Origin of the sequence: Mesobacillus sp. S13 (assembly GCF_020422885.1) — a bacterium.
GTDB lineage: Bacteria > Bacillota > Bacilli > Bacillales > Cytobacillaceae > Mesobacillus > Mesobacillus selenatarsenatis_A.
Map to the genome: position 1 here is coordinate 4,601,246 of NZ_CP084622.1, position 13,755 is coordinate 4,615,000.

A 13,755-nucleotide genomic window follows, 5' to 3' on the forward strand; every position below is an offset into this window, starting at 1 on the left:
TTATTAGACCTCTACACCCATACGTTTTGCATTCTCGATAACTTCTTCGATTCGGCCAACTAGGCGGAATGCATCTTCTGGAAGGTGGTCATATTTGCCGTCAAGGATTTCAGCGAATCCTTTAACTGTTTCTTTAACTGGCACGTAAGAACCTTTTTGTCCTGTGAACTGTTCGGCTACGTGGAAGTTTTGTGATAGGTAGAACTGGATACGGCGAGCGCGGTGTACAGTTAGCTTATCTTCGTCAGATAGCTCATCCATACCAAGGATCGCAATGATATCCTGAAGTTCTCTGTAACGCTGTAATGTTTGCTGTACGCGACGAGCTACTGAATAGTGGTCTTCGCCAACAATTTCAGGTGTCAATGCACGTGAAGTCGAAGCAAGTGGATCCACCGCAGGGTAGATACCCATTTCAGAAAGCTTACGCTCAAGGTTCGTTGTTGCATCCAAGTGAGCGAAAGTTGTAGCCGGAGCCGGGTCAGTGTAGTCATCGGCAGGTACATAGATCGCCTGGATGGAAGTAACAGAACCTACGTTAGTAGATGTGATACGTTCCTGCAATTTACCCATTTCTGTAGCAAGAGTCGGCTGATAACCTACCGCTGATGGCATACGGCCAAGTAGGGCAGAAACCTCAGAACCTGCTTGCGTGAAACGGAAGATGTTATCCATGAAGAAAAGAACGTCCTGTCCTTGCTCATCACGGAAATATTCAGCCATTGTCAAACCAGTCAGGGCAACACGCATACGTGCTCCTGGCGGCTCGTTCATCTGTCCGAAGACCATCGCTGTTTGCTTGATAACGCCAGAGTCAGTCATTTCGTGGTAAAGGTCATTACCTTCACGTGTACGCTCACCAACACCTGCGAATACGGAGATACCGCTGTGCTCTTGAGCGATGTTGTTGATCAATTCCTGGATAAGAACGGTTTTACCTACACCGGCACCACCGAACAATCCGATCTTACCACCCTTGATATATGGAGCAAGAAGGTCAACTACCTTGATCCCTGTTTCAAGGATTTCAACCTCAGTTGAAAGCTGTTCGAATGTTGGAGCTTCCCTGTGGATTGAATCGCGGCGTGCATCAGCAGCAACTGGAGCGTCAAGGTCGATTGACTCACCCAATACGTTGAATACACGTCCTAGTGTTACGTCCCCAACCGGAACGGAGATTGGAGCACCTGTATCTAATACTTCCACGCCACGCTTAAGGCCGTCTGTGGAAGACATCGCGATTGTACGAACTGTGTCATCGCCTAAGTGAAGGGCTACTTCAAGAGTTAGTTCGATGTTCACATCCGCATCGCTTGTTACAATTTTCAAAGCGTTATAGATCTCTGGAAGATTGCCGCTTTCAAACTTAACGTCAACAACCGGACCCATAACCTGGAGAACGCGTCCTTTGTTCATCTTGTTCCCTCCTATCGTACTAGTTGAAATATACACATCATGATGGGATGCAGCATCGAGCCACATCCCCTGTTGTCATTGAAAAATCTATTCGAGCGCTGCAGCTCCACCGACGATTTCGGTGATTTCCTGGGTAATAGCAGCCTGACGAGCACGGTTGTAGCTCAAGCTGAGGGAATTGATCAGCTCTTTCGCGTTATCCGTTGCGTTTCTCATGGCTGTCATACGAGCAGCGTGTTCACTTGCTTTACTGTCAAGCAGTGCTCCGTAAATCAAGCTTTCTGCGTATTGAGGCAAGAGAACTTCCAGGATCTCCTCAGCGTTCGGCTCAAATTCATAAGAAGTAAGCTTTGTTGAAGATCCGCCAATATCCGTTAACGGAAGGAGCTTCTTATCAGTTACTTCTTGAGCGATCGCGCTGACGTAATGACTGTAGTAAATATATAATTCATCAAATGATCCATCTGAGAACATGCCAACAGTGTTGCTGGCGATATCCTGGATTTCCGCGAAGGACGGCTGATCTGCAATGCCGACGATGTCAAGGACAACGTTCATGCCACGGCTTTGGAAAAAGTCACGGCCGACACGCCCGATCGCGATAATCGCAAACTCATCATTTGATTTATGGCGTTGCTGGATCGTCTGGTAAACCTGGCGAAGGACGTTACTATTGTATGCCCCTGCAAGTCCACGGTCAGATGTGATTACTAGATATCCCGTCTTCTTGACTGGACGGCTGTTCAGCATTGGGTGGTTGGAATCCTTGCTGCCCATTGCGATTGAGGCAGTCACTTCCTGGATTTTTTCCATGTAAGGAACGAATGCTTTTGCATTCATGACTCCACGGTTCCATTTAGCTGCGGATACCATCTCCATTGCCTTGGTAATCTGGCTCGTCTTTTTAGTCGAAGTAATACGGTTTTTAATATCGCGTAAAGATGCCATTTCGGTTCTCACCACCCTTTTACAAAAGATTGTTAGTCCAAGTGTAAGCAGAAGCCAGGTCCTTTTTTAAAAAGGACTGCTGGCGCTGCTACTTATTCTACCTGTCCAGCTACAGCGCCTAGCCCCTCGAGTCGCTTCGGTCCATCCAATGAAGTCAAAGCACGACTTCACCGGCTGGCCCTCCACCGCTTGTCGGGGCTGACCAAGGCGCTTCCGCTTTTCTAGTTACTCAGAAACTGCAAACGTCTTTTTGAACGCGTTGATTGCAGCACTCATATCGTCGTCTGAAGGAAGTTCCTTCGTTGAACGGATATGGTCTAACACATCTGTATGGTTGTGGTCTAACCATGAAAGGAATTCACCTTCGAAGCGGCGGATATCCTGCAATGGAATATCATCAAGGAAGCCGCGAGTCAGTGCATATAGGATCGCAACTTGCTTTTCAACAGCAAGCGGCTTGTTAAGATCTTGTTTAAGTACTTCTACCGTACGTGCACCGCGGTTTAGTTTTGCCTGAGTTGCTTTGTCAAGGTCAGAACCGAACTGTGCGAATGCTTCCAATTCACGGTATGAAGCAAGGTCAAGACGCAGTGTACCAGATACCTTCTTCATCGCTTTAATTTGAGCGGATCCACCTACACGGGATACAGAAAGACCTGCGTTGATCGCTGGACGTACGCCAGAGAAGAATAGGTCAGACTGCAAGAAGATCTGTCCGTCTGTGATTGAGATAACGTTCGTTGGAATGTAAGCAGAAACGTCGCCTGCCTGTGTTTCAATGAACGGAAGTGCTGTGATTGAACCTGCGCCTTTAGCGTCGCTCAACTTAGCAGCACGCTCTAGCAAGCGTGAGTGCAAGTAGAATACATCCCCTGGGTAAGCTTCGCGGCCTGGAGGACGGCGAAGTAGCAAGGAAAGTTCACGATATGCTGCCGCTTGTTTTGAAAGGTCATCATATACGACAAGAACGTGCTTGCCATTGTACATGAATTCTTCACCCATTGTTACACCAGCGTAAGGAGCTAGGTATAAAAGTGGTGCCGGCTGTGAAGCAGATGCTGTAACAACGATAGAGTAATCTAACGCGCCGTGCTTACGGAGAGTTTCAACTGCGTTACGTACAGTTGATTCCTTCTGTCCGATTGCAACGTAGATACAGATCATGTCCTGGCCTTTTTGGTTAAGGATTGTATCGATCGCTACAGATGTTTTACCAGTCTGGCGGTCACCGATGATCAATTCACGCTGTCCGCGGCCGATTGGCACAAGAGCATCGATCGCCTTGATACCAGTCTGCAATGGCTCATGAACGGATTTACGGTCCATAACGCCTGGTGCAGCGTACTCGATAGGACGAGTTTTTGTTGTGTTGATTGGACCCATGCCATCCACTGGCTGTCCAAGAGGGTTTACGACGCGGCCGATAAGCTGTTCCCCAACAGGAACCTCCATGATGCGGCCCGTACGGCGTACCTCGTCACCTTCGCGGATGTCCGTGAAAGGTCCAAGGATGATGATACCGACGTTATTTTCTTCCAGGTTTTGTGCCATACCCATAACGCCGTTTGAAAATTCAACAAGTTCTCCAGCCATGACATTGTCGAGGCCATGAGCACGGGCGATACCGTCACCAACACTGATAACTGTACCCACATCACTCACTTGAATTTCCGACTGATAATTTTCGATTTGCGATTTTATCAGCGCACTGATTTCTTCAGCTTTGATGCTCATGAGTTTCACCCCTATCTACGAATCTTAGCCTAGCAATTTACGTTCTAAGCGGTCTAGCTTGCCACGCAAGCTGCCGTCAAAAATGCGGTTTCCAATGCGAAGCTTTACGCCTCCAAGCAAATTGGAATCTACAATGTTTTCAATTTGAAGTGCCTGTTTGCCAACCTGCGGAGCGAACGAAGCTGAAAGTGCTTCAGCCTGCTCAGCCGTCAAAGGCTGGACACTATAAACCTTTGCTTCAGCCACGCCTTTTGCATCATTCGCAAGGGCGATGAACTGGTCAGCAACGTCTGCGATCTGGTCTTCGCGGTGGCGGTCAACCAAGATCATCAGTGTATTAAGGACATACGTGCTTACAGATCCGAAAGCTGATTTCAAAACCTCTTTCTTCTTCTCGTTTGGAAGCTTCGGAGACTTTAAAAAGGCAGTCAATTCCGGATTGTTCACAACAACTTCTTTTACTGTGCGAAGCTCTTCCTCAACCTGTGGGAGAGCCTGCTTTTCAGAAGCGAGTTGAAAAAGTGCCAGGGCATAGCGCTTTGCTACTGTCGAGTTGCTCATCGGGCATTACCCGCCTCTTGAATGTATTCATTGATGAGCTTTTCCTGGTCAGCTGCAGAGATTTCCTTCTCGATTACTTTAGAAGCAATCAATACAGAAAGTGAAGCAACTTGTTCGCGGATCGCCGCAACAGCCTGCTCCTTCTGCTGCTCGATTTCAAGCTTCGCAGATTCTTTGATTCTGTCAGATTCAGTGCGTGCCAGTGCAATGATTTCATCACGCTGAACGTCGCCCTGTTTCTTTGCATTTTCAATTAGGCCCTGTGCTTCTGTGCGTGCCTGCTTAAGCATTTCACGCTGTTCTTCCATAAGTTTCTGTGCTTCAGCACGGCTCTTTTCAGCCGCTCCGATTTCGCCAGCAATATGCTCTTCACGTTCCTTCATGATGCCCATCAATGGACCCCAAGCGAACTTCTTAAGCAATGCTAACAAGATGAGGAACATAACTAGCTGGAACAAGATATCTCCAGTGTTAAGGCCGGAAGCCGCTCCCAATACAAAATTCATTGTTAACACCCTCGATTCACTCCCTTCAAGAGTTGTACCATGATTAAAAAGGTCCAACAAGCGTCATCTGGCTTAAAAGCCTGTGGCTAATAGCCAACGCTAAAGGCTGCCCGTTTCAATACCGGGCTTGCCCGATTTTATTTCAAACGATTGCTTACATTCAAATTCAGGTCTGCTTCCGCCGGATTGAACCGGCACGAAGCCTACATAATAGAATGGCGAAGGTTCGCGCGGAATGATCTTCGCCATCTTAAATTCTTATAATTGATTAACCACCAATAACCATGAACGCGATAACTACAGCGATGATAGGAATCGCCTCAACCAATGCAACCCCGATGAACATTGTAGTTTGAAGCATACCGCGAGCTTCTGGCTGACGAGCGATACCTTCTACTGTACGTGACACGATCAAACCGTTACCAATACCTGCACCAAGTGCTGCTAAACCAATTGCGATTGCTGCTGCTAAAAGACCCATTATAAAGTTCCTCCTTTAATGTATGAAAAAATGTTTTTTTTAGTTTTGTCCATTAAATGAACAGGTATATATTAATGGTCATGGCTCACTTTATGAGAGAGATAAACCATCGTTAACATTGTGAAGATAAATGCCTGGATTGCTCCGACGAAAACGGAGAAACCTTGCCATACAAGCATTGGAACGGCTGCCGCCAAAGTGCTGACAGCGTCAGTTGCAAGTCCGGCTGCAAGTAGACCCAACAGGATCTCACCTGCGTAAATGTTACCGTAAAGACGCAGACCAAGTGTGAGCGTGTTCGCAAACTCTTCAATGATCTTGATCGGGAACATGAACCAAAATGGCTTAAAAAATTCCTTGCCGTATTCGGCAGTACCTTTAAGCTTGACGCCATAATAATGGGAAAGTCCTACTACCATGACTGCGAGAGTCAGTGTAATGACTGGGTCGGCTGTCGGTGATTTCCACCAGAGTTGATTGTCGACAACGACAGAGAACGGCAATCCCAGCATGTTGGCAACAAACACATACATCAGCAATGTGATGCCAAGGACATGGAATCTTCCCCCATCCTTCCAGTCCATCGTGCTGTTGATGATTCCTTTTACGAAATCCATGATCCATTCCATGAAATTCTGGATTCCTGTCGGTTTCATCGCAAGCTTACGAGTGGAAAGTACTGCAATGATGAAGACGATAGCACTAGCTATTGTAATCATCAGCATGTTTGCCAGGTTAAAATAAAGTCCTAAAAATGGAACTAAAGGAGCTTCATGATGCATCAATTATTCACCTCTCTTCCCCGCTATTTACGTGATTGAAAAGACTGGACAAAAAAATCTATCATAATGACAATATAAGCTGTCATTAATCCCAAAATTGTAAACACAAGGTTTATTTGATCCGGGTATTCCATTGCAACGATTACAGCAAGTGCTCCGGTAGCAAGCCTCGACATCGAGCCGAGCGATCGCACCTTCTTCCCCTGTACCACCGAATCCCCGAAGTTGTTCATTTTCCTCGCGAGCAGCCATAAATTAAAAAGGCTCAGGCTTGTACCAAAGATCAACCCCGCAAAAACAGATTGATAGCTTGTAAAGCCGTACCCGAGTACGTATAAAGACAACAAGGTGAATATGTATTTGCGCTGGCGAATAAACAAGTCCTGGATTTCCATAGATGGCTAGTCTCCCGAAAAGAAGTGTTGGATGAGGCGGAGCATGGCATAAACACCTGCCGCCAATCCGATCAGCAATCCGAATATTAAGAAAAGTGGCTCTGTACCAATGGTACGGTCAAGCCATCTCCCGGAGAAAATGCCAATTAAAATGGAGCCTACCAATTGAGATAGTATAGCGGACATGAGTGCCATCGCTTGTAAAGGGTGGCGGTTGTTTCGGCGCATAAAAAACGCATCCTCGCATATGAGAATGGGAGCTTCAGGGGGTGAAAAATCATTTTTCGAAAAAACAATATTTTCACAAAAAAAGCTTGCATATCAACATTGAAAACCTTATCATTTTATGCCCTTTGTAAGCATACAATAGCCAAAAGTCAATGTCAATCCATTGGGGTGAAAAAATTCACAAAGTTTTCACTGTGAATATATACCATTAACCCTATCTAAGTATTATATTATAAAAACTAATTTTCGATTGCATTTCAGCTCAACTTTTCCAAATGATAGCATGAATTAAATCGAAAATAATAAAGAGCCGGAAAGGGGGTCACTTTCTCCGGCCCTAGCATTTTTACATAAAGCAATGTTTAAATCGTTCTCTCCGCCCTTTGCATTTTTACATCATGCACTGGTTCAATCATGTTCTTCGGCCCTTACACTTTTACTGATAAAAATCATTGTATCGATCGTGCTCTCCCTGCCCTGCTTTCGGGCAAATACTTTCGCAAGGTACATCCCTTCCTCCGGCAATTTTTCCATAGGTATTTCTTTTCCGACCATTCCTTTTTCCAGCTTCCTCCCCCAATCAAGGAATCCGATGAAACGGTATTGATCTGGATCAAAAAGTGCGATGCCGAATTCCTCTGCTCCACCAGGCAAATAGACTTCATACCTGTAGGCTTCGCCATTATCAGCTGGCGCGAAGTCGAAGCCCATCACACGAGGGTAATCCGGTTCTTCTACAACATAAAGGTATGGAATCCTGATCTTATTTTTCCCATCATCTATAGAAAGGCTGCCGTCATGGATTTTATCCCTTAGCAAAGAAGGGCTGGCTATCATTGCAAGCTCCACGTCTTTCGCTTCGTTCGGTCTCAGTGTAAAACTCATCGGAAGCTCCCAATCTATTCCCTGTTCTTTTTTTGGAATGGAAAATGAATAGGTCCTAGCAGTAGAGCCTGTATTTCTAACAGTCAGTTTCGCACTGTGCTCATGCATGCTGTCGGCAAGCTGGAATTTACCGAATTGAAGGGAACCAGGACTGACAAGGGTTTCGGTATTGATCGCTGCCTCTAACTGGATCCTTCCCGCTCCTTGCTCGAATGTACGATACCTTTTGCCCGTTCGATCTGTAATATCCTTGGCCGTATTCATGATTGCCGACTTGATCTCAGCTGGTGACCATTCTGGATGGGCCTGCTTGATCAGGGCTGCTGCACCTGCAACATGGGGCGCGGCCATGCTTGTTCCTTGAAGCGGGAGGTAGCCTCCTGGTATTGTACTGTTGATCGCCACGCCAGGCGCAACGATATCCGGCTTGATTTCCCATGTGACTGTCACCGGCCCGCGGGAGCTGAAGTCAGCAAGTATATCTTTTTCTTCTATTAAATGAATGCGGATCAGCGTCGAGTTATTATCGAATTGTTTTTTCAGTGCCAATCCTGCTTCTTTGCTGATTGCAGCCACTGGGATCGGCAGGCTTTCCTCCAGATTCCCGAAGAATGTTCCCTTAGTGTTGTTATAGATGATTACCCCGATTGCGCCAGCTTCATAGGCGTTTTTCGCTTTTTCGGTAAAAGTAAGCTTTCCCCGTTCTACTAAAACAAGCTTGTCCCTTACATCATTCATTTCTTCCTTCGTGCCCAGGCCTGCAAATACAAGGTTTTCACTTTGGGTAATATTCCAATTGTCCGAACCCTGTAAAAGTTCAAGCCTGATTTTATCCGATATCCCTGTTGCGTTAAGATATGGCACCTGCATAGGAGGAGTTGACGCACCAACCGAGATTGCTTTGGAAGCGGTGCCTGGCGATCCTACTGTCCAACGATTAGGCCCAGAGTTCCCAGAGGAAGTGACCGCCACGATTCCTTCGTCCACCGCCTTGTTAAGCGCGAGGCTGATGGGCAAGTCAGGACCATTGACGTCATTTCCGAGTGATAGATTCAGGATGTCGACCTTATCCTTTATCGCTTCATCAATAGCAGCAATCACCTGCTCTGTCGTACCACTTCCTCCTGGCCCAAGCGCGCGGTAAGCAACCAGTTTCGCATCTGGGGCAATCCCTCTCATCCTGCCGTTTGCCGCGATGACGCCAGCCACATGCGTGCCGTGCAGGGTGCTCCGGAAGCCGGCTCCCTTCGTTTCCATCGGGTCATCATCGCCATCCACCAAGTCATGCCCTCCGGCAAAACTCCTCCGCAAGTCAGGATGATCATAATCTATTCCCGTATCGATTACCCCGATTGTTACACCCTTTCCTGTCAGGCGATTGCCATTTTCATCAAGAATTCCATGGACCGCATCCGTTCCAATCAGTTCAAAATTATCGATAAAACTATCGCTTGGTTTGTAGCGGTTGGGAAGATGGGCGGAGCTTTCCACCTTGTATGTATTCACTTCGGATAAAAATTGAATGTCATTTGATTTTTTTAACTTCTCCAGCTCAGACACCGGCCCTTTAATTGAGAATCCATTAATCGCATGTGTAAAGATGCGGCGAAGCTTAGTGTTCTTGAGTGGTTTTAGCTGATTGTTGATTTCGTGTTCATTGAGTTGTTGCTTCGTTAATACAATTGCGATTTTTTCCGTTTGGGGATCTTCTTGAGGAATCGGCGGAAGCTGCAGCTTTTGAGGCTCGAAAGCAGCGAGAATCAGCAATATTGGAAAAATAATCATTAGAGAACGCTTGATCAAGACGGAATCCCCCTTTTTCCGTTTAGGGTTGCAATCGGGGGCTTCTTATATACTTCCAAAAATAGGGTGATGGTGCAATTCCTTAGGTTTATCGTGCAATTATGGTGGCTTTTCGCGCAATTAATTGAGGTGAGAGTGCAATTATTACTGATGTCTGTGCAATTATGATTGATATCCGTGCAATTATTATTTTTAAACGGCTAGTCCTCTTTCATTGTTGATTTTCGAGTGCGTATGAGATCTCATAAGCGGAGAATTTCCGGCTACTGTATACGGGGGAAGCTTTGGAAGCAGAAATAAGCGGAGGTATTACGGTTAACTACTAAAAAAAAGACAAAATTAGTTGATTTTGATTAGCTAACCGGAAAAACTACCCTTATTTTTAAAGAAATAATGCTCGTGTTCAATTTAAGCGGAATTTCTCCTTTTATTTTACAAATCTAAAATCAACATTTAGTTACAACTGAACTTATTTAGTTAAGAATCTATCAAGTAGCATAAAGCCACAATACACCTAAAAAACACCCCTTTTTTTAAAAAAGAGGTGTCTAATCGGTGCTTATTTATATTGTTCAGGACGATTTTCAGTGCGTTTGAAGTAATAACGGATGGCTTCACAAATGCGTTCAGATGCGCGGCCATCTCCATACGGATTTGAGGCTTTGGCCATTTTTTCATATGCTTCCTGGTCTGTCAGCAATTCTGTTGCCATTTCGTAAATTGGCTGCTCTTCGTTCCCAGCGAGCTTCAGTGTTCCTGCTTCTATGCCTTCCGGACGCTCGGTTGTGTCGCGAAGAACGAGTACAGGCACACCTAAAGATGGTGCTTCTTCCTGCACGCCGCCTGAGTCAGTCAGAATCAGGTGGGCACGGGATGCGAAGTTATGAAAATCAATAACATCAAGAGGCTCGATCAGATGAATGCGAGGATCATTGCCCAGCACTTCATCTGCCAGTTCACGGACAACAGGATTCAAGTGAACAGGGTAAACAACTTGTACATCTTGCTGCTCATCGACGATTCTTTTGATGGCACGGAACATATTGCGCATTGGCTCACCGAGGTTTTCCCGGCGGTGTGCCGTCATCAGGATCAAGCGGTCATCGCCCAGCTTATCGAGAACCTCATGCTGATAGGTTTCTTTTACCGTCGTCTTCAATGCATCAATAGCCGTGTTACCGGTTACGAAGATATTCTCATCAGCCTTGTTTTCCCGCAGCAAATTAGCCGCTGATTTAGAAGTTGGCGCAAAATGAAGATCTGCCATTACTCCTGTCAGCTGACGGTTCATTTCCTCAGGAAACGGAGAATATTTATTCCACGTTCTCAATCCTGCCTCGACATGACCGACGACAATCTGATTGTAATAAGCCGCAAGACTGGCCACAAACGTAGTTGTCGTATCCCCATGCACAAGGACGATATCCGGCTTGACTTCCTTCATTACTTTATCCAGGCCTTCCAACCCTCTTGTTGTTACATCAATCAAAGTTTGGCGATCCTTCATGATGTTTAGGTCGTGATCTGGCTTGATGTTGAAAATATTCAAAACCTGATCCAGCATTTGGCGGTGCTGGGCGGTTACCGTAACAATTGATTCAAAGTGTTCAGGGTGTTTCTGTAATTCGAGGACAAGCGGTGCCATTTTAATGGCTTCCGGGCGTGTCCCAAAGATGGTCATTACTTTAATAGGCTTGTTCATCGCAAACACTCCTTATTTAGTCCCGAATAAACGATCTCCTGCGTCTCCTAGTCCAGGTACGATGTATCCGTGGTCGTTCAGCTTTTCATCGAGTGCAGCGATGTAGATATCTACATCAGGGTGAGCTTCTTTTACCGTTTCTACCCCTTCAGGAGCTGCAATCAAACACATGAATTTGATGTGCTTCGCACCGCGTTTTTTAAGAGAGTTGATCGCTTCGACGGCCGATCCGCCTGTTGCAAGCATTGGATCAACGACGATGAAATCGCGCTCTTCGACGTCACTTGGAAGCTTCACATAATATTCAACCGGCATCAATGTTTCCGGATCGCGGTAAAGTCCGATATGGCCGACCTTCGCTGCTGGAATCAGTTTCAAGATACCATCGACCATTCCGATACCTGCACGCAGGATTGGGATGATGCCGAGCTTTTTGCCTGATAATACTTTGGATTTTGTCTTTTCGACTGGTGTTTCAATTTCAATTTCCTCAAGAGGCATGTCACGCGTGATTTCGAACGCCATCAGCGTTGCTACTTCATCGACAAGCTCGCGGAATTCCTTCGTGCCTGTGCTTTTTTCACGGATATAAGTAAGTTTATGCTGGATCAATGGATGGTCAAATACGTATACTTTTGCCATGTGTATCGCTCCTTTTAAAGGTAAATGAGTTGTGAACACCTGTCTGTTGTATGTAAGATCTGTTGAATCACACTTCGTATAATTTTACAGAAAAACTTCTGTACAAGCAACCGCAACAGCGTAATGATTTTTGATTGAAAAGCGGAAGCGCCTTGGTCAGCCCCGACAAGCGCTGGAGGGCCGACTGGTGAAGTCGTTCTTTGACTTCAATAGGCGGACTGAAGCGTCTCGAGCTGCTCAAAACTCGAGGAAGACAAGCAAGGATGAAAACTGGCTAGGCGCTGGAGCTAGACATTTCACCGATTGAAATTAAAACCAAACTTTATTTCTATAAAAAGCGGTCCTCATTCGTTTGAGGACCGCTGGGTGAAAAACTTATCTTTCAGGATATAATTCAAACTTGCTTGTTAAGTCTTCAACGCGTTTGCTTGCTTCTTCCAGCTTCGCTTCGTCTTCGTGGTTTTTCAATGTGAAGGCGATGATTGATGCGATCTCGTCCATTTCCTCATGACCGAAGCCGCGGCTTGTGACGGCAGCTGTACCGATACGGACTCCGCTTGTGACGAATGGACTTTCCGGATCGAATGGAATTGTATTCTTATTGACGGTGATGCCGATATCATCAAGAACCTTTTCTGCTACTTTTCCAGTCAGGCCAAGTGAACGCAAATCAACCAAGAGCAAATGATTGTCTGTACCGCCCGATACAAGGTCGATGCCTTCCTTTTTCAAGCCTTCAGCAAGGCGATTCGCATTGGAAATGATATTCTGTGCGTATTCTTTAAAAGAATCCTGTAGCGCTTCGCCGAATGCAACAGCTTTTGCAGCGATAACATGCATAAGCGGACCGCCCTGGATGCCAGGGAAGATGGATTTATCGATTTTCTTCGCGAATTCTTCTTTGCAGAGAATCATGCCGCCGCGCGGGCCGCGAAGTGTTTTATGAGTAGTCGTTGTGACAAAGTCAGCATACGGCACCGGATTCTGGTGCAGGCCTGCTGCGACAAGACCAGCGATATGTGCCATATCGACCATTAAATAAGCGCCTACTTCATCAGCGATTTCACGGAATCGCTTGAAGTCGATCGCTCTCGGGTAAGCACTTGCGCCGGCAACAATCAGCTTCGGCTTGTGCTCGCGAGCTTTTTCAAGAACGACATCATAGTTGATTGTATGTGTATCTTCGTCTACACCATACTCAACGAAGTTATACTGGATGCCGCTGAAGTTGACAGGACTTCCGTGCGTCAAGTGGCCGCCGTGTGAAAGATTCATCCCAAGCACAGTATCCCCTTGCTCAAGAATCGTAAAATAAACAGCCATATTAGCTTGTGCACCTGAGTGCGGCTGGACATTGACATGCTCCGCGCCGAAAATTTCCTTCGCGCGGTCACGGGCAATATTTTCAACAACATCAACATGTTCGCATCCGCCATAATAACGGCGGCCAGGATATCCTTCTGCGTACTTATTCGTAAGTACAGACCCCTGCGCCTCCATTACCGCTTCACTGACAAAGTTCTCTGATGCAATCAATTCGATTTTCGTACGCTGGCGTTTCAATTCATCCTGCATTGCAGCGTATAGCTGGTTGTCCTGCTGTGACAAGTTCTTCACTTAAGTTCCCCCTCTTATATGTATTCCCTTGTTCCGTTATTAGAAAATTCATTCT

13 protein-coding genes are annotated in these 13,755 nt (G+C 46.1%); all 13 read right to left on the bottom strand.

Annotated features, from left to right (window positions below; all coding sequences use genetic code 11):
* Window positions 1–3: 3 nt before the first annotated feature.
* Complete coding sequence (gene atpD / locus LGO15_RS23140; protein WP_167831110.1) at window positions 4–1,416, bottom strand: F0F1 ATP synthase subunit beta; 1,413 nt, start codon at window positions 1,414–1,416, stop codon at window positions 4–6.
* 87 nt (window positions 1,417–1,503) lie between these two features.
* Window positions 1,504–2,364: a F0F1 ATP synthase subunit gamma gene (locus LGO15_RS23145; RefSeq protein WP_167831109.1), complete on the bottom strand. Its 861-nt coding sequence runs from the start codon at window positions 2,362–2,364 to the stop codon at window positions 1,504–1,506.
* A gap of 225 nt (window positions 2,365–2,589) precedes the next feature.
* Window positions 2,590–4,098 carry a F0F1 ATP synthase subunit alpha gene (gene atpA / locus LGO15_RS23150; protein WP_167831108.1) on the bottom strand — a complete coding sequence of 503 codons (1,509 nt, stop codon included), beginning with the start codon at window positions 4,096–4,098 and terminating at the stop codon, window positions 2,590–2,592.
* Between the two features lie 24 nt (window positions 4,099–4,122).
* Window positions 4,123–4,659: a F0F1 ATP synthase subunit delta gene (locus LGO15_RS23155; RefSeq protein WP_167831107.1), complete on the bottom strand. Its 537-nt coding sequence runs from the start codon at window positions 4,657–4,659 to the stop codon at window positions 4,123–4,125.
* The gene (locus tag LGO15_RS23160) at window positions 4,656–5,174 is read right to left on the bottom strand and encodes a F0F1 ATP synthase subunit B (protein WP_167831106.1); all 519 of its coding nucleotides are present in this window, start codon (window positions 5,172–5,174) and stop codon (window positions 4,656–4,658) included. Before LGO15_RS23160 ends, LGO15_RS23155 begins: the two co-directional genes overlap by 4 nt.
* Before the next feature lie 259 nt (window positions 5,175–5,433).
* Window positions 5,434–5,646, bottom strand: coding sequence for a F0F1 ATP synthase subunit C (gene atpE, locus LGO15_RS23165; protein WP_023613579.1), 213 nt, complete (start codon window positions 5,644–5,646; stop codon window positions 5,434–5,436).
* Window positions 5,647–5,717: 71 nt separating this feature from the next.
* Window positions 5,718–6,428 carry a F0F1 ATP synthase subunit A gene (atpB, locus tag LGO15_RS23170; RefSeq protein ID WP_167831105.1) on the bottom strand — a complete coding sequence of 237 codons (711 nt, stop codon included), beginning with the start codon at window positions 6,426–6,428 and terminating at the stop codon, window positions 5,718–5,720.
* Between the two features lie 23 nt (window positions 6,429–6,451).
* The gene (locus tag LGO15_RS23175) at window positions 6,452–6,823 is read right to left on the bottom strand and encodes an ATP synthase subunit I (protein ID WP_167831104.1); all 372 of its coding nucleotides are present in this window, start codon (window positions 6,821–6,823) and stop codon (window positions 6,452–6,454) included.
* Window positions 6,824–6,829: 6 nt separating this feature from the next.
* On the bottom strand, window positions 6,830–7,051 hold the full coding sequence (locus tag LGO15_RS23180; protein ID WP_226086196.1) for an AtpZ/AtpI family protein: 222 nt from the start codon (window positions 7,049–7,051) through the stop codon (window positions 6,830–6,832).
* A 408-nt stretch (window positions 7,052–7,459) separates the two neighbouring features.
* Window positions 7,460–9,721 (bottom strand): S8 family serine peptidase, encoded by a 2,262-nt coding sequence (locus LGO15_RS23185; protein ID WP_226087969.1) that lies wholly within the window; start codon window positions 9,719–9,721, stop codon window positions 7,460–7,462.
* A gap of 577 nt (window positions 9,722–10,298) precedes the next feature.
* Window positions 10,299–11,441, bottom strand: coding sequence for a non-hydrolyzing UDP-N-acetylglucosamine 2-epimerase (wecB, locus tag LGO15_RS23190; RefSeq protein ID WP_226086197.1), 1,143 nt, complete (start codon window positions 11,439–11,441; stop codon window positions 10,299–10,301).
* 12 nt (window positions 11,442–11,453) lie between these two features.
* Window positions 11,454–12,083: a uracil phosphoribosyltransferase gene (gene upp, locus LGO15_RS23195; RefSeq protein WP_079506306.1), complete on the bottom strand. Its 630-nt coding sequence runs from the start codon at window positions 12,081–12,083 to the stop codon at window positions 11,454–11,456.
* Window positions 12,084–12,458: 375 nt separating this feature from the next.
* Entirely contained in the window at window positions 12,459–13,700 is a 1,242-nt protein-coding gene (glyA, locus tag LGO15_RS23200) for a serine hydroxymethyltransferase (protein WP_226086198.1), read from the bottom strand.
* Between the last annotated feature and the right edge of the window lie 55 nt (window positions 13,701–13,755).

Coding starts and splice junctions, on each gene's coding strand:
- LGO15_RS23180 (WP_226086196.1), bottom strand. CDS start 7,051: ATGCGCCGAAACAACCGCCACCCTTTACAAGCGATGGCACTCATGTCC.
- wecB (WP_226086197.1), bottom strand. CDS start 11,441: ATGAACAAGCCTATTAAAGTAATGACCATCTTTGGGACACGCCCGGAA.
- LGO15_RS23155 (WP_167831107.1), bottom strand. CDS start 4,659: ATGAGCAACTCGACAGTAGCAAAGCGCTATGCCCTGGCACTTTTTCAA.
- LGO15_RS23145 (WP_167831109.1), bottom strand. CDS start 2,364: ATGGCATCTTTACGCGATATTAAAAACCGTATTACTTCGACTAAAAAG.
- LGO15_RS23175 (WP_167831104.1), bottom strand. CDS start 6,823: ATGGAAATCCAGGACTTGTTTATTCGCCAGCGCAAATACATATTCACC.
- atpE (WP_023613579.1), bottom strand. CDS start 5,646: ATGGGTCTTTTAGCAGCAGCAATCGCAATTGGTTTAGCAGCACTTGGT.
- LGO15_RS23185 (WP_226087969.1), bottom strand. CDS start 9,721: ATGATTATTTTTCCAATATTGCTGATTCTCGCTGCTTTCGAGCCTCAA.
- atpB (WP_167831105.1), bottom strand. CDS start 6,428: ATGCATCATGAAGCTCCTTTAGTTCCATTTTTAGGACTTTATTTTAAC.
- atpD (WP_167831110.1), bottom strand. CDS start 1,416: ATGAACAAAGGACGCGTTCTCCAGGTTATGGGTCCGGTTGTTGACGTT.
- upp (WP_079506306.1), bottom strand. CDS start 12,083: ATGGCAAAAGTATACGTATTTGACCATCCATTGATCCAGCATAAACTT.
- atpA (WP_167831108.1), bottom strand. CDS start 4,098: ATGAGCATCAAAGCTGAAGAAATCAGTGCGCTGATAAAATCGCAAATC.